20 protein-coding genes are annotated in these 21533 nt (G+C 68.6%); 11 read left to right on the top strand and 9 right to left on the bottom strand.

Translation table 11 applies throughout. The annotated features are described in order from the left end of the window. Positions 1–41: 41 nt before the first annotated feature. Entirely contained in the window at positions 42–1121 is a 1080-nt protein-coding gene (locus tag ACLJPX_RS35020; protein ID WP_410604639.1) for a J domain-containing protein, read from the bottom strand. 151 nt (positions 1122–1272) lie between these two features. Here ACLJPX_RS35020 and ACLJPX_RS35015 point away from each other — a divergent pair, with 151 nt between their 5' ends. Then, complete coding sequence (locus ACLJPX_RS35015) at positions 1273–2139, top strand: alpha/beta hydrolase family protein (RefSeq protein ID WP_410604638.1); 867 nt, start codon at positions 1273–1275, stop codon at positions 2137–2139. Here ACLJPX_RS35015 and ACLJPX_RS35010 read toward each other — a convergent pair. Both ACLJPX_RS35010 and ACLJPX_RS35005 read right to left on the bottom strand, forming a co-directional pair. After that, positions 2136–2882, bottom strand: a complete 747-nt coding sequence (locus ACLJPX_RS35010) for a hypothetical protein (protein ID WP_410604637.1) — start codon at positions 2880–2882, stop codon at positions 2136–2138. The two genes, ACLJPX_RS35015 and ACLJPX_RS35010, sit on opposite strands and share 4 nt — an antisense overlap. Before the next feature lie 133 nt (positions 2883–3015). Then, positions 3016–3525 carry a hypothetical protein gene (locus ACLJPX_RS35005; RefSeq protein WP_410604636.1) on the bottom strand — a complete coding sequence of 170 codons (510 nt, stop codon included), beginning with the start codon at positions 3523–3525 and terminating at the stop codon, positions 3016–3018. Positions 3526–3739: 214 nt separating this feature from the next. On the opposite strand from ACLJPX_RS35005, the gene ACLJPX_RS35000 reads away from it, so the two are divergent. From ACLJPX_RS35000 to ACLJPX_RS34980, 5 genes are all read left to right on the top strand, one after another. Next, complete coding sequence (locus ACLJPX_RS35000; protein ID WP_410604635.1) at positions 3740–5149, top strand: APC family permease; 1410 nt, start codon at positions 3740–3742, stop codon at positions 5147–5149. Continuing rightward, entirely contained in the window at positions 5146–6045 is a 900-nt protein-coding gene (locus ACLJPX_RS34995) for an ROK family protein (RefSeq protein WP_410604634.1), read from the top strand. Before ACLJPX_RS35000 ends, ACLJPX_RS34995 begins: the two co-directional genes overlap by 4 nt. Before the next feature lie 101 nt (positions 6046–6146). Continuing rightward, positions 6147–6719: an NADPH-dependent FMN reductase gene (locus tag ACLJPX_RS34990; protein ID WP_101606909.1), complete on the top strand. Its 573-nt coding sequence runs from the start codon at positions 6147–6149 to the stop codon at positions 6717–6719. A 24-nt stretch (positions 6720–6743) separates the two neighbouring features. Continuing rightward, positions 6744–7724, top strand: coding sequence for an ATP-binding cassette domain-containing protein (locus ACLJPX_RS34985; protein WP_410604633.1), 981 nt, complete (start codon positions 6744–6746; stop codon positions 7722–7724). Further along, the gene (locus ACLJPX_RS34980) at positions 7721–8572 is read left to right on the top strand and encodes an ABC transporter permease (RefSeq protein ID WP_410604632.1); all 852 of its coding nucleotides are present in this window, start codon (positions 7721–7723) and stop codon (positions 8570–8572) included. The genes ACLJPX_RS34985 and ACLJPX_RS34980 overlap by 4 nt, the downstream gene beginning before the upstream one ends. 28 nt (positions 8573–8600) lie before the next feature. Here the strand turns inward: ACLJPX_RS34980 and ACLJPX_RS34975 are convergent, their stop codons facing one another. Next, positions 8601–11726, bottom strand: coding sequence for an ATP-binding protein (locus tag ACLJPX_RS34975; RefSeq protein WP_410604631.1), 3126 nt, complete (start codon positions 11724–11726; stop codon positions 8601–8603). Positions 11727–11982: 256 nt separating this feature from the next. On the opposite strand from ACLJPX_RS34975, the gene ACLJPX_RS34970 reads away from it, so the two are divergent. Further along, positions 11983–13257 carry a cytochrome P450 gene (locus tag ACLJPX_RS34970; RefSeq protein WP_410604630.1) on the top strand — a complete coding sequence of 425 codons (1275 nt, stop codon included), beginning with the start codon at positions 11983–11985 and terminating at the stop codon, positions 13255–13257. 3 nt (positions 13258–13260) lie between these two features. Here the strand turns inward: ACLJPX_RS34970 and ACLJPX_RS34965 are convergent, their stop codons facing one another. Together ACLJPX_RS34965 and ACLJPX_RS34960 are read right to left on the bottom strand one after the other, a co-directional pair. Next, positions 13261–13887 carry an alpha-ketoglutarate-dependent dioxygenase AlkB gene (locus ACLJPX_RS34965; RefSeq protein WP_410604629.1) on the bottom strand — a complete coding sequence of 209 codons (627 nt, stop codon included), beginning with the start codon at positions 13885–13887 and terminating at the stop codon, positions 13261–13263. A gap of 85 nt (positions 13888–13972) precedes the next feature. After that, entirely contained in the window at positions 13973–14530 is a 558-nt protein-coding gene (locus tag ACLJPX_RS34960) for an HAD family acid phosphatase (RefSeq protein ID WP_410604628.1), read from the bottom strand. 330 nt (positions 14531–14860) lie between these two features. Here ACLJPX_RS34960 and ACLJPX_RS34955 point away from each other — a divergent pair, with 330 nt between their 5' ends. Together ACLJPX_RS34955 and ACLJPX_RS34950 are read left to right on the top strand one after the other, a co-directional pair. Then, a complete protein-coding gene (locus tag ACLJPX_RS34955; protein WP_410604627.1) occupies positions 14861–16516 on the top strand; it encodes an MBL fold metallo-hydrolase in 1656 nt (551 codons plus the stop codon). Positions 16517–16553: 37 nt separating this feature from the next. Beyond that, entirely contained in the window at positions 16554–17333 is a 780-nt protein-coding gene (locus ACLJPX_RS34950) for an alpha/beta fold hydrolase (RefSeq protein ID WP_410604626.1), read from the top strand. Here ACLJPX_RS34950 and ACLJPX_RS34945 read toward each other — a convergent pair. Then, the gene (locus tag ACLJPX_RS34945; protein ID WP_410604625.1) at positions 17305–17880 is read right to left on the bottom strand and encodes a hypothetical protein; all 576 of its coding nucleotides are present in this window, start codon (positions 17878–17880) and stop codon (positions 17305–17307) included. The genes ACLJPX_RS34950 and ACLJPX_RS34945 overlap by 29 nt on opposite strands. Before the next feature lie 135 nt (positions 17881–18015). Here ACLJPX_RS34945 and ACLJPX_RS34940 point away from each other — a divergent pair, with 135 nt between their 5' ends. Beyond that, a complete protein-coding gene (locus ACLJPX_RS34940; RefSeq protein ID WP_410604624.1) occupies positions 18016–18621 on the top strand; it encodes a hypothetical protein in 606 nt (201 codons plus the stop codon). Positions 18622–19093: 472 nt separating this feature from the next. Here ACLJPX_RS34940 and ACLJPX_RS34935 read toward each other — a convergent pair whose 3' ends face one another. Further along, on the bottom strand, positions 19094–20029 hold the full coding sequence (locus tag ACLJPX_RS34935) for a pseudouridine synthase (protein WP_410604623.1): 936 nt from the start codon (positions 20027–20029) through the stop codon (positions 19094–19096). A gap of 210 nt (positions 20030–20239) precedes the next feature. Between ACLJPX_RS34935 and ACLJPX_RS34930 the strand changes: the two genes are divergently transcribed. Further along, the gene (locus ACLJPX_RS34930; RefSeq protein WP_410604622.1) at positions 20240–21181 is read left to right on the top strand and encodes a hypothetical protein; all 942 of its coding nucleotides are present in this window, start codon (positions 20240–20242) and stop codon (positions 21179–21181) included. Positions 21182–21247: 66 nt separating this feature from the next. On the opposite strand, the gene ACLJPX_RS34925 is transcribed toward ACLJPX_RS34930, so the two are convergent. After that, positions 21248–21533: transposase (locus ACLJPX_RS34925; RefSeq protein ID WP_410604621.1), on the bottom strand; the 286-nt coding region annotated here is incomplete at its 5' end.

Here is a 21533-nt window from a genome sequence, read left to right as displayed (position 1 = left end):
TCGCGTAAGACGAGGTGAAGGGCCCCTTCGGCTCCCGGCCCTCAGACGGTGCCGACCACCCGGTCCCGTACCACCCGCATCGTCGGTGAGTCCACAGTGGACGGCTCCGCCGCCAGCCAGCCGCCGATCTCGTGCAGGAACTGCTCCGGCGTCATCGGCGGTGCGGGGGAGGGATCGTCGTGCTCGGTGGTGATCTCGCCGGTCCGGCTCGGGTACACGATCATCGCCCCGCGCAAGGTGACCCCCGGCAGGATCCGCCGGTACTCGGCGAGGCTTTCGGTCAGCCTGCTCCCGCCGCCGCGGAAGGCACGGCCGTTGCGCAGCAGGCGGTCGTCGTCCCCGGTTTCGTAGTGCCCCGGCAGCCACAGCTTCGATTCGATGAGCACGAGCCGCTTTCCGCACAGCACCGCGTGGTCGACGTCGGCGAACACCGAGTCCGGCCACGAGAGGCCGTGGAAGATGCGGGCGCCGGGCAGCCGGGTCAGATAGCGCTCGAGCAGGTCGGCGGTGAGCCGTTCGGCGAGTTCGTCGGTCTCGGTGCCGGGAGTGCCGAACACGCGCTTCCCGCCGAACTCGGCGGCGAACCGGTTCTTGGCGCGGGAGGCGGCGAGGTAACCGCGAGCGAGCCGCTGCACCAGCAGGGCCGTTCCGGCGGTCAGGATCAGCCAGATGATCAGCGTGGGCGCGGAGAAGCCGACGCCGGTCAGTACCGGCAGCAGGACCAGCACCATCCCGCCGACCGCAGCCACGACCGGGGTGTGGCCGGGGCCGCGCCGCCGTCCGTGGCGCACGCGCTCGTCCTGCGCGGCGAATTCCCACCATTCGAGGTCGTCCGGATCGATCACGACCTGCTCGGGTTCGTAGCCCGGTTCGTCGCCGAAGCGACGTCTCGGCCGCGGCCGGATCGGCGCGCGCACGGAGCGCCCGCCCGCGTCGTAGCCCGCGCGCCGCAGCGGATCGCTGAGCGTGTCGTAGGCCTCGCGGACCAGCTGGAACGTGAGCGCGGAACCGCCGGCGTCCGGGTGATGCGACTTCGCCAGCCGCCGGTACGCGGTTTTGATCTCGTTGACCGAGGCGGCCTTGCCCACGCCGAGCACTTCGTAGTAATCGACAGCTGGCACGGGCGGTTCACCTCCAAAGGGCCGGGCCGCAACACTATTCGGCCGCCGCCGGTCGCCCGCAACCACCTCCGCGGCGCGTCGGGGTGACCTCGCGGGCATACTGTTTCGCCTGTGGCGGAACGAGGTCCGCCTCCGGCGCGTCCTGGATATCGTGGAGATCGACAGCGTACGAGGAAGGACAGCCGTGGAAGAACCGATTACCGGCACGGCCGCGGGGGTGCCGTTCACGGTCTTGCCGCCATCGGCCGAGGTCAGCGGCCCCGCGCCGGTGGTCGTCGCCTGGCACATGATCGACGCGCCCCGCTCCGACGCCGCGTTCGCGGCCGCGTTGCCGCTGGCGGGGGTGCCCGCGTGGCGCGTGTACCTCGGAATGCCCTTGTGCGGCGCGAGAATGGTCGACGGCAGTATGGACGCGCTCGTGGAGCGGGCCGTCCGTGACGCGATGCTCGCCTACATCGATCCCATCGCCGCGCAGGCGGCGCTGGAGTTCCCCGCCGCCCTGGCCGAACTGCGCGAACGCTTCGGTTTCGACACGTCCCGGATGGCCGTCGTCGGCGGTTCGCTCGGCGGCGCCGTGGCGCTGACGATCCTGACCACGCGGGAGATCCCGGTCCGCGCGGCGGCCCTGATCAACCCCGCCGTGCGGGCGCGTTCGGTGATCGGCGTGGTGGAAGGCATGCTGGAGCAGCCTTATCCGTGGAACGACGAGGCGGACCAGGCGGCGGACCGTCTCGACTTCGTCGCACGATCGGGTGAAATTTCGGCCAGGGACACGCAGGTTCCGTTGCTGGTGGTCAGCGGCGAAGAAGATTTCCCCGCGTTCCGCGAGGACGCCGGCGAACTCGTCGAGGGATTGCGCGGGCAGTACGCCGAGCCGGACGACGTCCGCCTGGCCGAGGTGCCCGGTCTCGCGCACCCGCTGGCCGAAGACCCGGGGATCGAACCGGCGCCGCAGCTGCCGATCGCCAAGGTGGTCGACGACGCGGTCACCGAATGGCTGGTCCGCCACCTGCGCTAGCAACCAGCGGGCGGCCCCGACCGGGCGGGGCCGAATTCCAGCCGGAGTTTGTCGGTCTTGGGGAGCACGAACGCGACACCGCTGTTCGCCCGCCAGTCCGACGGCACGAACACGTACTGGCCACCGGACTGGAGCAGCAGTTTCAGCCCGGTGTACCGGTATTTGTAGGCGGCGTCGGGATCCGCGCATTTCACCTGGAGGACACCGCCGGAGGTGAGGTTGAGGCTTTCGGCGCTGTAGAGCGTCGCGGCGGGGCGTGCGGGGAGCTGCGCCGCGACCTCGAATCCGCGCCGGACGCCGATGGCGGCCGAGTAGTCGCTGACGGCCCAGAACAGCCCGATGCTGACCAGCGCGTACCCGAGGACGAGTTCCAGCAGGCTCGATCGCAGCGCCGAAGCCCAGTGCCGCCAAGCGAACAGCAGCATCAGCACGCCGAGTGCGAAGCCGAGTCCCGGCAGGCCCGGGCGGTCGCGGAACGGCTCCGGGTTCAGCGTGACGAACACGGTCGCGCAGACCAGCAGGGCACCGAGTCCGGCCGCGACCGGGGCGCAGATCCGGAGCAGCCGGGCCCACGCACGCTCGGTCAGCCGCAACCGCAGGATCCGGACGGCGATCACGAAACCGAGCACCGCCCCCGCGGCGCCCGCCAACGGCAGGTACAGCCCGTCGACGCCGCGCGCGAAGATCTCGTCCGGGGTCTGGGCGAGAAGCGTGTAGTGCACGCGGAAGTACGCGAAAAGCACCTGCGTCTCGACGAGTCCGAAGAAGTACAGCAGCGCGGTGAGCAGCGTGGTGTTGGCCAGTACCGCACCGACCAGCTTGAGCGCCTGTGGCGGCCCGGGGTCGGGCTCGGCGGCCGTGGGCCGCGCCGCGCGGTCATCCCGACGTGGTCTCGGTGGGTTGCTCGCTGGTGGACGCCGGGCTTTCCGAGGTCGTGGTCTCCTCGGTGACCTCGGGCGGGCACACCTTGGCCTTGATCGTCACCGTCCCGCCGGGTTTGACCGGGGAGTGGGTGATGCTCGCGGTGCATTCGCCCTCACCGACGACGACGACCTTCACGCCGCACAGACCCGGGCCGCAGGCCTTCCTGATGTCGCCCTGGATGTCCGATTGGGCGATCGCGGGAGCGGCGCCGAGGCGGGTGTGGTCGTAGATGATCGGGCTGCCGGGCACTCCCGGCGGCTTCGAATCCTCGGTGTGACCGCCGCCCCCGCCGGACGACGCGGACGACGTCGAGCCCGCCGACGCGGTCGGGGCGATCTCCGTCGTCACGCCGCCAGTGGTCTGGTCTGCCGGAGCGGTGTCGCGGGGAGCGGACGCTCCGCCGCAGCCCGCCGCGAACCCGAGGGCGGCGATCGCCATCGCCGCGCTGAACAGCCGTTTCATGGACCTCACCGTCCTTGGAAGACGTCCTTCTGGGTAAGGACGCGGAATGACGGCTCCCTGATACGTCCCGGATTGGTCCGTTCGGGGGTATTTCGCTGAATCCGCCCTTTCGGGCAATTCCGGGTGGACCAGTGCGCGACAACTTCGCCGCCCGGCCTTCCGACACGCCCGAAAATATGTTAAGAAACTTTACTAACTAACAGGGAGGCGCGTTTTGAGTTCACCCCCGCAGCCGGGGCTCGAGCGGAAGATCGGGCCGCTGCAGGCGACCGCCATCAACATGACCCAGATGTGCGGGATCGGCCCGTTCGTCACCATCCCCGCGATGGTGGCGACCCTGGGCGGTCCGCAGGCCATGTTCGGCTGGCTCATCGGCGCGGTCATCGCGCTGGCCGACGGCCTGATCTGGGCCGAACTCGGCGCGGCCCTCCCCGGCGCCGGCGGCACCTACGTCTACCTGCGCGAGGCGTTCGGCGTCCGTACCGGCAGGCTCATGCCGTTCCTGTTCGCCTGGAGCGCGGTCCTGTTCATCCCGCTGATCATGTCCACCGGCATCATCGGCCTCGTCCAGTACCTCGGGTACCTGATCCCGGGGGTGGCGGACGAGGCGGGGACCACCGGGCTCGGCAAGGTCATCGGGCTCGGCGTCATCGTGCTCGTCGTGCTGGCGCTGTTCCGGCGGATCGGCGAGATCGGGAAGCTGACCACCGTCCTGTTCGCGATCATGCTGTTCGCCGCGCTTTCGGTGATCGTCGCGGCCTTCACGCATTTCGACGGCGCGCAAGCGTTCGCGTTCACGCCGGGCGCGTTCTCGTTCGGCGGCGGCGCGTTCTGGGCCGGGCTCGGCGCGGGCCTGATCATCGCGATCTACGACTACCTCGGCTACAACACCAGCGCGTACCTCGGCGGCGAGGTACGGGACCCGGGCCGGACGCTGCCGCGGTCGATCATCTTCTCGATCCTCGGCATCATGAGCCTGTACTTCCTGCTGCAGCTCGGCGTGCTGGGCTCGATCCCGCTGGAGGAGCTGAAGAGCGCCACGTCGGTCGCCTCCACCGTGCTGGAACAGGCGTGGGGCACGGGCGCGGCCAAGATCATCACCGTGTTCATCGTGATCGCCGCGATCGGCTCGGTGTTCGCCGGCCTGCTCGGCGGCTCGCGGGTCCCGTTCGAGGCCGCGCGCGACAAGGTGTTCCTGCCGGTGTTCGCCAAACTGCACCCGAAACTGAACCTGCCGACCGCCGGTGTGCTGACGATGGGCCTCATCACCGCGATCGGGTCGCTGTTCACGCTGACCGCGGTGATCAACGCGGCGGTGACGGTGCTGGTGATCGTCCAGTCGCTCGCGCAGGTCGCGGCGATCGTGGTGCTGCGGCGACGTCGTCCGGAACTGGACCGGCCGTACCGGCAGTGGCTCTACCCGATCCCGACGATCATCGCGTTGCTCGGCTGGGTCTACATCTACTTCTCGGCCACCTGGCTCTCGATCGGGCTTTCGGTGGGATGGATCGCGCTCGGGGTGGCGGCGTTCCTCGCCTACGCGAAGGCGGAGCGTGTCTGGCCGTTCGGGCCCAAGGGTGTTCAGGAATCGTTCGCGGGGGCGGCAGAGGGGAACGGGAAGTGACGGGGGAAGAACTGATCCTGGGGATCGACTTCGGCGGGACGAAGGTCGCGATCGGCCTGGCGGACAGAACCGGGAGCCTGCTGGTCACCCGGAGGCTCGACACCGACGCGCAAGCGGGCGCCGAACAGGTGGTGAGCCGCGCGCTCGCCGCCTCGCGGAAGCTGCTCGCGGACGAAGGCGCCGCCGACGAGCTCGTCGCGATCGGCGTCGTCAGCCCCGGCATCGTGCTGGAGGACCGCATCCTGCTGGCCCCCAACGTGCCGGGCTGGGAGGAACTGCGGTTGCGGGACCTCGTCGCCGACGAGTTCGGCGGCGTCCCGATCTCCGTGGGCACCGACGCCAAGGCGGCGGCGCTCGCGGAATGGCGGTGGGGGGAGCTGGCGGACACCGATCCGGCGGTGTTCCTGTCACTGGGGACCGGGATCGCGGCGGCGGTCCTGGTCGGCGGCCGGCTGCTGGCCGGCGCCAACGGAGCTGCGGGCGAGATCGGCTACAACCTCCGCTCGCCGCAGGACACCGACGGGTTCGCCAGCGGAGCGGCGCCGCTGGAGGAGGTCGTCGGTGGGCGTGGGCTGGGCGGCCGGGCGAGTGAATCGCTCGGCCGCCCGGTAACCGCGGGCGAGCTGTTCGGCCTCGCCAAGGAGAACGCGCAGGCCAAGGAACTGGTCCGCGCGGCGCTCGACGAACTGTCGATGCACGTCGCGAACCTCGCCATCGCGCTCGACCCTCAGCGCATCGCCGTCGGCGGGGGACTGGTGCGTTCGGCCGACGTCCTGCTGCCCGCGCTGCGCGAACGGCTGGCGCAGGCGGTGCCGTTCCCGCCGGAGCTGGTGTCGGCCAAGTTCGACCAGGACGCGTCCCTGCTGGGCGCGATCGCGATCGCGCTGGACGCGTAGCGAGATCACCGACCGAAGCCGCCGGGCTTTCGCTAGATCCGATCTAGCGAAAGCCCGGCGGCTTTCTCGCGCCCAGGGGGTGAGGCGAGAGGAGGTCGGTCATGAACTGCAGCCCGCTGCGGGTCGCGGTGATCATCGGCAGTACCCGGGAAGGACGGGTGGGGGATGCCGTCGCCAAATGGTTCACCGGTCGCGCGGAAGATCGGGACGACCTCGTTCTCGACGTCCTCGACCTGATCGACTTCGGCCTGCCCGCCGGGCTGCCGGAGCAGGCGACCCCGGAGATGAAGCGGTTCATCGCGCGGATCGACGACGCGGAGGCGTTCGTCGTCGTCACCCCGGAGTACAACCGCAGCTTCCCGGCGTCGCTCAAGCAGGCGATCGACTGTGCTTACGACGAGTGGCGCGCGAAGCCGGTCGGCTTCGTTTCGTACGGCTACCGCTCGCAGGGCCTTTACGCGGTGGAGCAGCTTCGCTCGATCTTCACCGAGCTGCACACCGTGACCATGCGGGACACGGTCGCCTTCAACCTCCTCGACGGCACCTTCGCCCGCGATGGCACCCCCATCGACGACGACGGGCAAGGGCAGGCCGTGACCACCTTGCTCGACGAGCTCGTCTGGTGGGGCCTCGCCCTGCGCGAAGCACGCACCGCCCGTCCCTACGTCTGCTGAAAGCTTCTGAAAGGAACAAGGAAAATGAGTGAACTGGCCATCGAAGCCTCGGGGCTGGTCAAGGTGTTCGGGGAGAACCGGGCGGTCGACGGGATCGACCTGAAGGTCCCCGCGGGCACCGTGTACGGCGTTCTCGGGCCCAACGGCGCCGGCAAGACCACCGCGGTGAAGATGCTCGCGACCCTGCTCCGCCCCAACGGCGGCGAGGCTCGCATCTTCGGCAAGGACGTCGTCCGCGAGGCGGACGCTGTCCGGTCCATGGTGAGCCTGACCGGGCAGTACGCCTCGGTCGACGAGGATCTGACCGGGACCGAGAACCTGGTGCTGATCGGCAGGCTGACCGGGCATCGCAAACCGGCGGCTCGTGCCCGCGCGGAGGAGCTGCTGGCCGCGTTCGGCCTGTCCGAGGCGGCGGGGCGGCAGGTGAAGAACTACTCCGGCGGGATGCGACGGCGGATCGACATCGCCGCGAGCATCCTCAACACCCCGGACGTGCTCTTCCTCGACGAGCCGACGACCGGGCTCGATCCCCGCAGCCGCAACCAGGTCTGGGACATCGTGCGCGCGATCGTGCAGCACGGCACCACCGTCCTGCTGACCACGCAGTACCTCGACGAGGCCGATCAGCTGGCCTCCCGGATCGCGGTCATCGACCGCGGCAAGGTCATCGCCGAAGGCACCAAGGGCCAGCTGAAGGCATCGGTCGGCGCGGGCGCTGTCCACGTCCGGCTGCGCGAAGCCGATCAGCGCCCGGAGGCCGAAGCGCTGCTCGTCCGCATCCTGGAGGCGCAGGTCCAGCTCGAATCGGACCCGCTCGCGCTGACGGCCCGCCTTTCGGGTGACAGCACCGAACAGGGCGCCGCCGAACACGCCGCCCGCGCACTGGCCGAACTCGCCCGCGCGGGGATCGTCGTCGACACCTTCTCCCTCGGCCAGCCGAGCCTCGACGAGGTCTTCCTGGCCCTCACCGACCGCACCGCCACGCCTGAGGAGAGTGCAGCTTGAGCACCACAGCAGTCAAAGAAAACGAACCCGTTCTCGCGGCACCGAAGGCGGAGGATCTCGCCGCCGTCCTGATCGCGAAGAACCGCCCGCAGCGCCCCACCGCACTGTCGGCTTCGGTCACCTTCGGGTGGCGTGCGATGTTGAAGATCAAGCACGTGCCGGAGCAGCTGTTCGACGTCACCGCATTCCCGATCATGATGACGCTGATGTTCACGTATCTGTTCGGCGGCGCGCTGTCCGGCTCGCCGACGGAGTACCTGCAGTTCGTGCTGCCGGGCATCATGGCGAGCAGCATCCTGATGATCACCATGTACACCGGCATCTCGGTGAACACCGACATCGAGAAGGGCGTGTTCGACCGGTTCCGCACGCTGCCGATCTGGCGGCCGGCGGCGATGGTCGGATACCTCCTCGGCGACATGCTGCGCTATCTCATCGCGTCGGTGGTGATCCTCGGCGTCGGACTGATCATGGGCTTCCGTCCCGGCGGCGGGGTCGGTGGCGTGGCCGCCGCGATCCTCCTGCTGCTGGCGTTCTCGTTCGCGTTCTCGTGGATCTGGACGATGTTCGGCCTGCTGCTGCGCAGTGAGAAGTCGGTGATGGGGGTCAGCATGATGGTGCTGTTCCCGCTGACCTTCCTCAGCAACATCTACGTCAACCCGGAGACGATGCCGGGCTGGCTGCAGGCCTTCGTCAACGTCAACCCGGTGACCCACGTGGTCGCGGCGGTCCGCTCGATGATGGACGGCAACTGGGACGGCGGCGAGATCACCTGGGTGCTGATCGCGGGCGGAGTCATCCTCGCGATCTTCGGAACGCTGACGATGCGCCTCTACAACCGTAAGTGAACTGGGGGTGACAAGGTCCCCTGGCGGCTCACAGCCGCCAGGGGACCTTGCCGTCCGGTGCGTAGCGGCAAGAAGACCCCGTGGTGACCGACGCGCGCAGGTGCGCGGCCAGTGCCGGATGCTGTTCGTCGAGTTTGCGCAGGGTGTCCCGGATCCGGGCGGTCACCGTCTTGCGGGCGCGTTCGGCCTCGTCGCCGAGCCGCCGGGTGCGGCCGCCGAGCCCCGCGGCGGACCGCAGCTCCGCCAGCAGCGCGTCCCGCTCGCGGTCCCAAGCGGCGGCGCGGGCGTCTTGCCCCAGTCCGGTCGCGGTGTCGATCAGGTCGTCGAGTTCGTCCAGCCGGGCGCGATACCGGGCCTTGGCCTCGTCATCCAGGACGGCGTCCCCGCCGAGGCTCTTGGCGGCGACGACCACCTCGCCGCCCTCGGGATCGAGCAGCCGGACGGCCGCCACTTCCGAACCCGGCCTGCCGAGCAGGAAATGCAGGTCCCGCAAGCCTTTCGAATCCGGAAGATGCGCGGTGACGCCGTCGAAGTGCAAGGTCCACACGGCTTCGTCGCGACGGAACTCGGCGAGCGGGGCGGCCGGGACCCGCGTGCTGTCCCGCAGTTCGGCGGCCCTGGCCACGACCTGCCGCATGCCGATCGCGGTGGCCTCTCTGTCCACTTCGGACAGCAGGGTGGCCGCGGTGATCGCGTCCCCTTCGTGATTGCGGCCGAGCAAGGCCATCGCCAGCCAGGACTTGGCCTCGATCGCCCAGACCGTGGTCCTCAGCCGGTCCGCGGAGAGCGTGGCGTCGCGCAGCCTGGCCACCGCGTCGGCCCAGCGTTCCTGCGCCAGGTCCAGCCTGCCGAGCCAGAGGTCGACCGGGCCGGAGATTTCGCAGCCGTACAGGGAAACCAGCCATTCCCCGCTGTAGGGCTCGAGAAGCACGCGCGCCGCTTCACACCGTTCGGGGTCGCGTGAGACCGCCGCCGTTTGCGCCTGGCAGCGCAACCACAGCGCTTCCAGATCGCGGGGGTACGGTTTCGTGTCGGCGGCGAGATCGGTGAGCCGCACGGCTTCCGCGGCGTCACCCCGGTGGGCGGCGGTGATCGCCTCCAGCAGCCGGCCGTAGGCGTATCCGTTGTCGTGGATCTCGCGGTGCAATCCGGCGAGATCGTCGAAGCGGCCCTCGAGACACCATCGCGTCCACCGCTGCAACTGGTTCAGATCGCCGAAATGGGGATGCTCGTCTCCTTCGTGACAGGAGATCACCTGCTGGATCAACGCCTCGGCTTCGGCGAACCGGCCTTGGAGCGTGGCGATGATGCTCTGGTCGATCCGGGAGGCCAACTGCGAACTCGGTGCCCGGCCGGTGCTCGCCAAGGCGACGAACTCCTGGTACTGCTCGAAATACCGGGGATCGCCGCGTTCGAGCAGCGCCACCCATTTGAACGACGCCGCGTAGTGCTCCAGTTCCGGGTTCGACGTCCGGCGGCCGACCACGACCAGTTCGTCGGTGAGCCGTTCCCGTTCCGCGGCGCTTCCCGGCCCCCAGATCGCGTCGTGGCGGGCCCACAAACCGAACAGCAGCGCGGAATCGTCCTGATCGTCGCGGGCGGTCATCATGATGTGCGCGGTCAGATCCTGCGTCATTTCCTGGACGGTGAATTCCTGACCGGGCTCGCGGACGCAGAGTCGCTTGTGCGCTTCGGTGAGCACCAGGATGGTCTCGTCGACCCGCAGTCCCTTGTGGTCGGCGCGGATCAGGGTCAGCGCCAGCCGGGCGAGGAGATCGTCGTCGTCGAGTTCGTGGATGAGCGCGGAGACCTCGTCGAGAACATGCCTGCCCTCGTCGGTTTCGTGGTGACGGGTCAGATGCGCGCCCAGTTCGAGTGCGATGACCGCCTGTCGCCGCCGATCCTCGGCGACCTCCATCGCCCGCCGGTAGTGCGTGGCCGCCTCCTCGGCCGCCATCCGGCCGGTGGCGTCGATCGCCGCGGCCAGCAACAGTTCGACGGCCAGGTTCGGATCGAGCTCCCGGCCGGCGAGCAGCGCGTGCCGGGCCAGGTCCGCGGGGAAGATCCGGTCCGGTGACCTCGGCATCTCGCGGACCGCCGCGACGACCGCGGCGTGCTGCTTCCGGCGCTCCGCTTCGGGCAGGTTCGCGTACAGCGTCTCGCGGACGAGGTCGTGGGCGAACGCGAACCGGCCCTGCCCCTGCACCACGGCCAGCCGCGCCGCGACGGCCTGGTCGAGCAGCCGGTCCACCTGGGGAACGGGCGCGGACGCCACCCCGGCGAGCAGCTTGCGGTGGAACTCCCTGCCGAGTACGGACGCGGTGGTCAGCAGATCGAGAACCGGCCGGGGGAGCAGGGAAAGCCGTCTCTGCAGGGCGTCGGCGACGCCGGGCGCGATCGTCTCGGCGGAGCCGCCGCTGTGCCACAGCCGCGCCGTCTGCTCGACGAAGAACGGGTTGCCGCCGGTGCGGCGATGGACCTCGGAAACCAGCGCGTCGTCCGGTTCCGTGCCCGCCGTCCTGGCCATGAGCGCGCTGACCTCGTCCGGTTCGAGACCGGTGAGCGTCACCGAAGTGGCCTTCGCGAGCAACGGCAGCATGAGCGAGCGGAGCGGGTGATCGGTCGTCTCGACCTCGACGTCGCGGTACGTGCCGATCAGCAGCAGCCGTTCGAACCAGGTGTGCTGCGCGGCGAACTCGAGCAGCCGCAGCGACGCCGGGTCGGCCCAGTGCAGATCGTCGAGCACCACCACGACCGGGCGTTCCTGGGACGCGGCCACCAGCGCGCTCGTCACCGCGTCGTAGAGGCGGAAGCCGTCGGCCGCGCCGTCGCCGCGGGCCTCGCCGAGCAGGACGTCCAGTTCACTGTCCGCCATCGCGGCCCACCGGCCCGGCTCGACCGAGCGCCGCAGCCCGCGGACCACCTGCGTCCACGGCCAGTAGCCCGGCGCGCTGGCCGAGTCCCAGCACGACCCGTTGAGCACCAGGGCGCCGAGTCGTTTCGCCTCTTCGGCGGCGCCGGTGACGAGCGTGGTCTTGCCGATCCCGGCCTCGCCGGTGACCAGCACCAGGCCGCCGTGGCTTTCGGCGGCACGGGCTATCTCCGCGCGGAGCACACCCGCGGGATGGTCGCGTCCGATGAGCGAGGCTGGCATGTCCGAATCCTCCCAGTAAGGTCCGACAATTTCACGACGCCGGCCGCTTGTCAGGCGTTACCCCGTGTTCGTCGTGACCGACGGTGACCGAGGTCTCCCACCCGCTGGGAACCGTGCCCGGCCCGAATCCGACCTTCTGGACGTGACGAATCGAGTGGGACGACGGGTGAACGGCCGTCGGAATTCCTGTCCCGCCGGCCGGAGGCGGCCTGTTGTGCCAGGTCAGGTGGTCGGCGGCTGGAGTAGGGTGCGGAGTATGGGGAGCATTCGCTCGCGCGTGCTGGCATGGATCGGCCGTCGCTACCTCGCGCGCCAGCAGAAGAACGGTTTCGACCTGTCCAAGATGTCGATCATCCCGGACAACCTCCTGACGCCGCTGAAACGTGACGGTCTCGACCCGGTGGCCGAGTTGGGCCGGACCCGCGCGGAGGAACCGATCAGCAGGCTGGACCTGCCGTTCGGGATGAGCGGCTGGCTGGTCACCGGTTACGACGAGGCGAAGGCCGTCCTCGGCAAGGTGACCGAGTTCAGCAGTGACTTCACGAACCTGGTCGGCAGCGCGGGGGTGACCGAGGACCAGAACCCCGGCGGGCTCGGGTTCGCCGATCCGCCGGTGCACACCAGGCTGAGGCGTCTGCTCACGCCGGAGTTCACCATGCGGCGGCTTTCGCGGCTGACGCCGCGGATCGACGAGATCGTCGCCGACCAGCTCGACGCGATGGAGAAGGCGGACGGTCCTGTCGACCTGTGGGAGGCCTTCGCGCTGCCGATCCCGTCGCTGACGATCTGCGAGCTGCTGGGCGTCCCGTACGAGGACCGCGACGAGTTCCAGCGGCTGAGCACCGCGCGGTTCGACCTCTTCGGCGGGGCGGGCGCGTCACTCGGCGCGATGACCGAGTCGCTGTCCTATCTGGACGACATCGTCAAGAAGCAGCGCGAGAACCCGGGCGACGGCTTGCTCGGCATGCTCATCAAGGAGCACGGCGACGAGATCGACGACCGCGAACTCGCGGGCCTCGCCGACGGTGTGCTCACCGGCGGCCTGGAGACCACGGCGAGCATGCTCGCGCTCGGCGCGCTCGTGCTGCTGAAGGACCGATCGCTCTTCGAGACCGTGCGCGGCGACGACGAGGCCGTCCACAAGTTCGTCGAGGAACTGCTGCGGTACCTGACCGTCGTGCAGATGGCCTTCCCGCGGTTCGCCAAGGAGGACATGGAGATCGCGGGCGTCCGGATCGCGAAGGGCGACATCGTGCTGGTGTCGCTCAGCGTCGCGAACCGTGACGGTGTCCTCGGCGAGGACATGGAGAAGTTCGACGCGACCCGCGAGCCGACGACGCACCTCGCCTTCGGTTGGGGCATCCACCGGTGCATCGGTGCCGAACTGGCCAGGATGGAACTGCGCACCGCGTATCCCGCGCTGATCCGCCGGTTCCCGGAGATGCGGCTGGCGATCGAACCGGACGAGGTGGGCTTCCGGAAGGTCTCGATCGTCTACGGCGTCGACGCGCTGCCCGTGCTGCTGGATTGAGTCTCAGGCGACCCCTCTCGGGCGGAACTGGACGCTGATCCTCGGCCCGACCGGTCTGGCGGTCTTGGGGACGGCGTGTTCCCAGGTCCGCTGGCAACTGCCGCCCATGACGATCAGATCGCCGTGGCCGAGGGCGTGCCGGACGGTCTCGCCCCCGCCACGCGGGCGCAGCGCCAGCTGCCGGGCGGCGCCGACCGAGACGATCGCGATCATGGTGTCCTCGGTGCGGGAGCGGCCGGTGTCGTCGCCGTGCCAGGCGACGCTGTCACGCCCGTCCCGGTAGAAGCACAGACCGGAGGTCACGAACGGCTCGCCGAGCTCGTCCGCGTAGTGCGCCGAGAGCGTCTCTCGCGCTTCGGTGAGGATCGGGTGGGGGAGCGGCATGCCCTCGCGGTAGTGGCTCAGCAGCCGGGGAACGGCGACGACACGGTCGTACATCTGCCGTCGTTCGGCGTGCCACGGCACGTCTTCGGCGAGCCGGGTGAACAGTTCGTCCGCGCCGGTGAGCCAGCCCGGGAGCACGTCGATCCAGGCACCCCGGGTCAGTTCGGTGCGCCGGAGACCGTCGAGCGAGCCGAGTCCGAGGGCGGCGCACTCGTCGAAGAGCGAGGCTTGAAGCGCGGGGGTCATGGCAACCGAACCTACCCCGGCTTCCGGTATTTGTCGAACGCCTGTTCGATCGGCGTGAGGGCCCTCACGCCGATCGTCGACCGAGCTAGGAAAGCTGCTCGTTGTAGTCAGGCAGCTTGAAGCCCTTTTCGTAGTTGCCGCCGGTGAAGTCGCCGGGACGGTTCCCGACGTTGGCGATGATGGTGTACCCGGCGGCGGCGTACTCCTTGCGGCAGCGCTGTTTCGTGTCGGTCGCGTGGGACTCCGAGCTCTTGCGCACGCAGACGCGGTCCACCGGGTATCCGGCGTCGGTGAGCGCCTCCTTCGCGCCGCTCGCGCTGGAGCGGTAGCTGGCCACCAGTACCGAGACACCCTTTTCCTTGGCGTGCTTGATGAAAGCGAGCACGTCCGCGGTCGGCTCGCCGGGGTTGTAGTAGGTCTCGAGCGCGGTGTTGTCGATGTCGGTGACGACGGCCAGTTTCGAGCCACCCTTGGCGATCCGCTGGTCGAGGTAGGTCGTGCCGCCCTGCATCGCCGTGTGCACGTCGGACAGCCAGGTCCGGTAGCTCGGTACCGCGCTCGCGGAAGCGTTCGGAGCCGCGATGCCGAACGCCGCGCCGGTGAGGGCGGCGACAGCCAGGATACGGGTGGCTCTGCTGTTCACTGTGGACCTTCTTTCGTCGCGGTTTTCCTGTGGCACAAGAACTGTGCGTCTCGAACATAACGAGATGGCTCTATATGGGAAACCCTCGGCGAAAGAATCCGTAAACAGAGAAACGCTATTCCCAGGTCCAGTGGAGACCGTGGATTCCGGGTGCCGCGTTCCGCCGTGACACGTGGACGGTGCGACTGGCGTCTGGCCGCACGGTGGTCCACCCGGTGGTCCGGTTTTCGGGCGTGCGGGTCCGCCAAGTCCGGCATGCGACCGGCTCCGCTCCAGGGGCGAAGACGACTTCACCGTGGTAGTACCCACGGATTCCGCGATCCTGCGGTGGTGGTTCTCGGCGACGATCGGCTGCGGATACTCCTGGACGAAGCCGATGGCCAGCCGCTCACCGCGCCGCAAAGTCCTGTCCAGCACCAATTCCGTCAGCGAGAAGCCCTCTTCGTCGAGCGTGAGGACCGTACCGGGACGGCAACCGCTGCCCTCGACCACCAGAGGCGGCGCAACGCCCGGCATGCTTCTGGCCGCGAAGATCATCGTGCGTGTCCGATCCTGTCTGGCCTCGACGAGCTCCCGCACCACGAGGCGGCCGGTGCAGCGATCCGGCCGCACATGGAACGTCTCGTGCAATTCGATCTTGCGGACCGGCTTCATCAGGCTGTCCCGGAATTCTTCGAGCAAGGGCGGCAGAAAGGCCGGATGTCCCCATGCCCGATGCCGTCGATGGAGCGGTACCGCGGATCGCACACCGCGACCTCGTGGTCGGCGGGAACCGACCAGCCCGCGCAAGGAGCCCGCTGGCAACACGAGCACTTCTTCCAGGATTTCCACCGCTCGAAGCGATTCCTCCCGTTCCGGCACGCTCCGGCCGCTCTGCCAATGGCTCAGCGTCATCGCGCTCACCGAGGAGCCTCGGGCTCGGAGGCGGTAGGTCAGCTGCCGGAGGCTGAGGCCTCGGGCCTGCGCCGCCATCGACAACGCGCGGCAAAAGGGCCCGATCCGCAGAGCCTCGGCGAATTCGTCGTTTCCGGTCATGGCTCACCTCGCCGCGACAGTTTGCAACGAGGATTCACGGCACGCCACCGTCTTTCGCCGGTTGACAGCCGTGTGAATACGCTAGGCTCCGGCCTCCGATCACGAACGGGGGAGTCCATGCTTGAGCGGGTCGCGGACGGCGTGCTGGTCCACCAGAGCGAGCTGCTCCGGAACAACACCATTGTCGTGCAGGGCGAGCGTGGCGTATTGCTCGTCGATGCCGGGATAACCGGCGATGAAATGCACTGTCTGGCGAATGATCTTCGTGAGTCGGGCCAGCCCGTCGTGGCGGGTTTCTCGACGCATCCCGATTGGGACCACGTGCTCTGGCATGCCGAACTCGGAGATGTGCCTCGTTACGGTACGGCTCGCTGCGCAGCTGACATGCGCGATCTGCGGTCGGACGCGGACTGGAAGTCTCGCGCCGCCGAAGGGTTGCCGCCGGAAATCGCCGGGGAAACACCGCTGGACCTGTTCGGTCTCATCACCGGCCTGCCCGCCGGAACCGCGCTGATTCCCTGGGACGGCCCGGAAATCCGGATCGTCGAGCATCCGGCGCATTCCCCGGGTCACGCGGCGCTGCTGATCGGGGAGCACAGGGTTCTCGCCGCCGGCGACATGCTCTCCGATGTCTTCGTCCCGATGCTCGACAACTTCAAGAGCGGCAATGATCCGATCGAGGAGTACCTCGTCGGGCTGCGATCGCTCGAAGGTGTGGCGGACGACGTCGATGTCGTCGTCCCCGGTCACGGATCCGTCGGCAGGGGTGACCAGGTACGCGCGCGGATCGAGCTGGACCGGGCGTACGTGCACGCCCTGCGAGAAGCCCGGACACCCGATGACCCGCGTATCGGCTCCTCTGCCGAGCCCGGCTGGGAGTGGGTGAGCGACATCCACGAAGGGCAGGCCCGGAGCGTCGCGGCACAAAAGGACCCGGCCGGGAAAAACTGACCTGCGCCCGCCGGGAAGGCGGGGCACGATGGTCCCCATGATCGACACAGTCACGTCCGCGGATGGAACGCCGATCGCGCTCGAACGGCGCGGGGCGGGTCCGCCGGTCGTCGTCGTGGCAGGCGCGGCCAACGATCGTCACGGCGACGAGCCACTGGTCGCGGAGCTGACGGCCGAGTACTCCGTGGTGACCTACGACCGGCGGGGCCGGGGCGACAGCGGGAACAACGAACCGTACGCGGTCGAGCGCGAGATCGAAGACCTCGCCGCGGTGGTCGCTTCGCTCGGTGAGCCGGTGATCGTGCACGGCATCTCTTCCGGGGGCGCGCTAGCCTTCCTCGCCGCCGCGGCGGGAGTGCGGATGGCACGGCTTTCGGTCTTCGAGCCGCCGTATCGCGGCGAAGCGGAAGAAGTCCCCGAGGGATACGCCGACGAGATGCGCGACCTGGTCGCGGCGGACCGGTGGGACGACGCCGTCGCGCTGTTCATGACCTCCGCGGTGGGCTCGCCGGCGGAGGCCGTCGCCGAGGCCAAGGCGACACCGATGTGGGCCGAGCTCCGGTCGTTCGCGCCGACGCTGGTCCACGACGCCCGGGTGATGGGCGATTCGAAGGTGCCGGGCGGGCTGGAGTCGGTCACGGCACCGGTCCTCGTGGTGAACAGCAACGGCAGCACGGACTGGCTGAAGGCCGCCGCTCTCGCCGTCACGAAAGCGATCCCCGGAGCGAGGCAGGTGGAACTGGACGGCGAGTTCCACAGTGTCCCGCCGGAGCGGCTCGTCCCGGAACTCAGCGCGTTCTACCGCGATCCTCGGTGAACCGCAGGTAGGCCGCGCCGCGAGGGGAGATCCGGTAGCCGACTTCGAGGCTGAGCGTCAGGCCGAGGTCCTTGAGTTTGCGGATGTCGACCTTCAACGCTTCCTTCTCACGGCCGAGGAGGTCGGCGAGTTCCTGGGCCCGGCGCCCGGGGTTGTCGTTGATGAGCCGCAGGGTTTCGCGGGTCCATGAGCGGCGCCTGTCCATCTTGGCCAGTCGTTTGCCGATGGCCTCGGCGTCCTTTTCGGACAGTTCGGTCTCCGCGCTGAGCGCGCGCCGCGGATCGGGGCCGAGATAGCGCAAGCGGATGCGGTAGACCGGGGCGTCCGCGGGGCCGCGCAGGGTCCCGCGGACCGCGTTCGCCGAGTCCGCCCCAGAACGGCGGGCGTCGGCGTCGGTGATGGTGGCCGGATCGACGATCTCGACCGAGTCGACCTCGATCACCCCGGCTTCGAAGCGCATGACGTCACCGGGGTGGACGTTCTGTTTCGACCAGCGCCGGAACGCCAGGTCGATCGTCCCGGCCGCGAGTCCTTCGAGGACCGTCATGGAGAGGATCACCGTCGTTACCCAATCAGCGGGACGGCTGAGCGTCAACATCTTGTCCGATGACGGTTCGTGCTCGTACAGTCGCAGCCTGGTCCTGGTCTGGACCACCGCCGCCCTGAATGTGCAGGAGGCAGGATGCGGAGACGACTTCGGACCGCCGGGGTGGTCGCGGTGGCCGCTCTCGGCCTGGTGGCGTCGGCGATGCCGGCGAACGCCCAGGTCGGAACCGGACCGTGGACGGCGGAGAACCCCTCGTTCAACGTCCAGGAACGCGGCTGCGGCAACGTGGACGGGCTCAACTTCGAACTGACCTGCTCGACCGGGAGCGGTGACCAGCGGGCCGAACGGCGCTACGTGACCTACACCGGCGGGACCCGGCAGTTCGAGGGCTCGTTCCGGATCACCAGCATGGCGGGCACCCGGATCAGCCTGAAACAGACCTTCCGTGACGCGCCGACGGCCGGACCGTACTTCATGCTCGCGGTCGAACGCGGCGGGCGGCTCTACGCGGTCCACGGCGGGGAGACGCTGGGCAGCGGGGCGACCGTCGGGACGTCGGTGCGGGTCAACACCGTGCACCAGGTCGGGAGCACGCACAAGGTGTACATCAACGGCTCGCTGAAGCAGACCGTGAGCAGCAGCAGCGGCAGCTACTACGACAAGTTCGGCGCCTACCGGACGGCCAGTGGCGCCGGTCCGGTGAAAGTGACCTGGAGCGGGATCAAGTTCTGGCGTAAGTGAGGCGTAGCGCCGTCCGGTGGGGCTTCGGTGGGTTGGTCGTGAGTGGCGTTTCGGGTTCTGGTGGACCCGGATTTGCCTACCCACTTGTTCTGGACGGCGATGTGGGTGAGTGGGGAGGATTTGGGACGTTGAGTGTCCCCGATCCTCCGTTGATCAAGCTCCGAGAACGGAACACCCGCCTCGACGATGAAGGAATCGGGACACTCAACGTCCCGATTCCTTCATCGTCAACACCGGCACACGCTGAGCCGCCACCCTCGTGCAGGCCAGGTGGTCGTGTGAACCGAGTGTGGAGGATTTATGACGTTGAGCGTCCCGAATCTTCCACGCTCGAACCTGCCGCGGTGAGGTTCCGGTGTCATCGAGCTCCGAGACCGGAGCGATTCGACTACCGCACCTTCACCCTGGTCACACGTAGGTAGGCCAATACGGGTCCACCAGAACCCACCTGTACCGACGCGTTTCGCGCCGCTCACGGACCGCGGCGCCACCCGTCGAGGTCCGTCCACGCTTCGAGGGTCTGCCTGCTCTCGAACCGGCGGCGTTCGCGGGTGAGCGGATCTGTGAACTCGAGGACCTTCGCCAGCAGTTGCAAGGGTTCGGTGAAGTCGTCGAGCGGGGTTTCGGTCAGGTCCGGGTAGAAGTCGTCGCCGAGAATCGGCAATCCGAGCCCGCTCATGTGGAGCCTGAGCTGGTGGGTGCGGCCGGTCGCGGGGAGCAGGCGGTAGCGGCCGAGACCGTCGCGGTGCTCGATGAGTTCGACGCGGGTTTCGGCGTTGGGTGGCCCGTCGACTTCCTGCGCCGCGATGACCCCGCGTTCCTTGACGATGCGGCTGCTGATCTCGCGAGGCATCGAGACCGACGGATCGTAGCGGGCGATGGCCTCGTATTCCTTGTGTACCAAGCGATCCCGGAACATCGTCTGGTACTTGCCGCGAACCTCGGGGGTGATCACGAACAGGATGAGTCCCGCGGTGACCCGGTCGAGCCGGTGCGCGGGGCTGAGCATCGGGAGGTCGAGTTCGCGGCGGAGGCGGACCAGCGCGGTCTGCAGAATGTGCCGCCCGCGCGGGATCGTCGCGAGGAAATGCGGTTTGTCGGCGACCAGGAAATGCTCGTCGCGGTGCACGACGGAGACCTCGAACGGGACTTCGACCTCGTCGGGCAGATCGCGATGGAACCAGATGAACGAGTCCGGCACGAACGGTGAATCGACGTCGAGCGGCCCGTCCAGTCCGACGATGCGCTCCTCGCGGAGCATCTCCTCGATCCGCTCGGGCGCGACCCGGGGGAGACGCTCGACGAGGTGTTCCCGCAACGTCGTCCACGGCCCCTCGGCGGGCATCTTGAGCCTCGCGGGATCGAGCCCGTGACGGGGCGGGAGCGGCGGGCGGAGCTTGCGTCTCATCACCGCTCAGCCTAGTCGTGACCCCTCATCCGGCCTGGTCGCGGTAGGCGGCCCCGGTGTCGCGAAAGCCACTTTCGGGACGTCTGATGTCCCGAAAGTGGCTTTCGCGACGTCCCCGGAGTTGTCCACAGTGGGGCTGATGTGGCGAGTTGTCCACAGGCCGGGAGGAAGGTGCTGGTGGCCGAGTGCGGGAGGACCGACCATCACGGGGTGAAACCTGGAGATTGGGCCCGTGATCCCGAGCGGCTCTACCAGCACAGTCGTGGTGGCGTGATCACCGTCGCCCGATTGGCGGAACTCGGTGTTCCTTCGAGGACGTGCTATCGCCGGTGCCGTCCGGGAAAGCAGTGGCGAAGGCTGCTGCCGGGAGTCTTGCTGCTCAATTCCGGCGAGCCGACGCGTCGGCAGCTGGTCGACGCCGCTCTCCTGTACGCCGGGCCGGACGCGGTGGTGACCGGGGCGGCCGCGTGCCGCAGGCAGGGGTTACGGATGGTCCCGGAGCATCCTTTCCGCGTCCACATCCTCGTTCCTCTTGAACACAAGATCGGCAGTTCCGGGCACACGATCATCGAACGCACGACCCGGCTGCCGCAGGCGATCGTGCTTGACGGAGTGCCGCTGGCACCTCTGGTCCGGTCGGTTCTCGACGAATGCCGTCGGCTTGGCTCACGACAGGAGGTTTCGGCTCTGCTGTCCGAGGCGGTACAGCGCGGCCTGAGCATTCCGGAACTGTTCGCCGAACTCGACGCCGGGAGCAGTCGGGGCACGGCGATCCCCCGCGAAGCGCTGCATCGGATCGCCGACGGGGCTCGGTCGGCGGCGGAGGTCGATGCCATGAAGGTATGGCGAATGAGCGGTTTGCCGGAGCCGCAGTGGAATCACGAGCTACGGGACGAGAACGGCGAATACATCGCGACCCCCGATGGCTACTTCGTGGCGGTGGGACTGGCCTGGGAGATCGATTCGTACGACTTCCATTTCGGCAAGCAGCAGTACGCCGCGACAGTGGCTAGAAACGCCAGATACGCGGCCGCGGGAATCGCGGTTCTCCAAACCCTGCCCAGTCGACTGCGAACGGAACCGAAGCGAGTGGTCGCTGAACTCGTGGCCGCGCATCGCGCGGCTGAGGCTCGTATGCGTCGGGTCGCCTGACCGAGGACGGCGGGCCCGGTGTCGCGAAAGCCACTTTCGGGACGTCAGATGTCTCGAAAGAAGCTTCTATGTCAAGTCTGTTTTGAGTGCTTGGTAGATGGTGTTGGCGAGGTGTCGTTTGAGTGCTCGGAGTGCGGCTTTGGTGGTGGCGTGGGGGTGGTTGTTGGTCCAGGTGTCGCGGTAGTGGCGGGCTGGTGGGTGGTGGGCGAGTTGGGTGATGGCGACGCGGTGGATGCAGGTGTTGAGTTGTCGGTTGCCGCCGCGGTTGAGGCGGTAGTGGGGTTTGTTGCTGGACCAGACGGGGATGGGTGCGGTGCCGGTGTGCATGGCGTAGGCGGCTGGTGAGCGGAAT

Origin of the sequence: Amycolatopsis sp. lyj-90 (assembly GCF_046549035.1) — a bacterium.
Lineage (GTDB): Bacteria > Actinomycetota > Actinomycetes > Mycobacteriales > Pseudonocardiaceae > Amycolatopsis.
This window is presented reverse-complemented; position numbering and strand designations above follow the sequence as displayed.

Excerpts from the sequence above, each read along its gene's own strand:
- ACLJPX_RS34985 (WP_410604633.1), top strand. The coding sequence starts at position 6,744 with ATGAGTGAACTGGCCATCGAAGCCTCGGGGCTGGTCAAGGTGTTCGGG.
- ACLJPX_RS34970 (WP_410604630.1), top strand. The coding sequence starts at position 11,983 with ATGGGGAGCATTCGCTCGCGCGTGCTGGCATGGATCGGCCGTCGCTAC.
- ACLJPX_RS34940 (WP_410604624.1), top strand. The coding sequence starts at position 18,016 with ATGCGGAGACGACTTCGGACCGCCGGGGTGGTCGCGGTGGCCGCTCTC.
- ACLJPX_RS35005 (WP_410604636.1), bottom strand. The coding sequence starts at position 3,525 with ATGAAACGGCTGTTCAGCGCGGCGATGGCGATCGCCGCCCTCGGGTTC.
- ACLJPX_RS34950 (WP_410604626.1), top strand. The coding sequence starts at position 16,554 with ATGATCGACACAGTCACGTCCGCGGATGGAACGCCGATCGCGCTCGAA.
- ACLJPX_RS34935 (WP_410604623.1), bottom strand. The coding sequence starts at position 20,029 with ATGAGACGCAAGCTCCGCCCGCCGCTCCCGCCCCGTCACGGGCTCGAT.
- ACLJPX_RS34965 (WP_410604629.1), bottom strand. The coding sequence starts at position 13,887 with ATGACCCCCGCGCTTCAAGCCTCGCTCTTCGACGAGTGCGCCGCCCTC.
- ACLJPX_RS34975 (WP_410604631.1), bottom strand. The coding sequence starts at position 11,726 with ATGCCAGCCTCGCTCATCGGACGCGACCATCCCGCGGGTGTGCTCCGC.
- ACLJPX_RS34945 (WP_410604625.1), bottom strand. The coding sequence starts at position 17,880 with ATGACGGTCCTCGAAGGACTCGCGGCCGGGACGATCGACCTGGCGTTC.
- ACLJPX_RS34990 (WP_101606909.1), top strand. The coding sequence starts at position 6,147 with ATGAACTGCAGCCCGCTGCGGGTCGCGGTGATCATCGGCAGTACCCGG.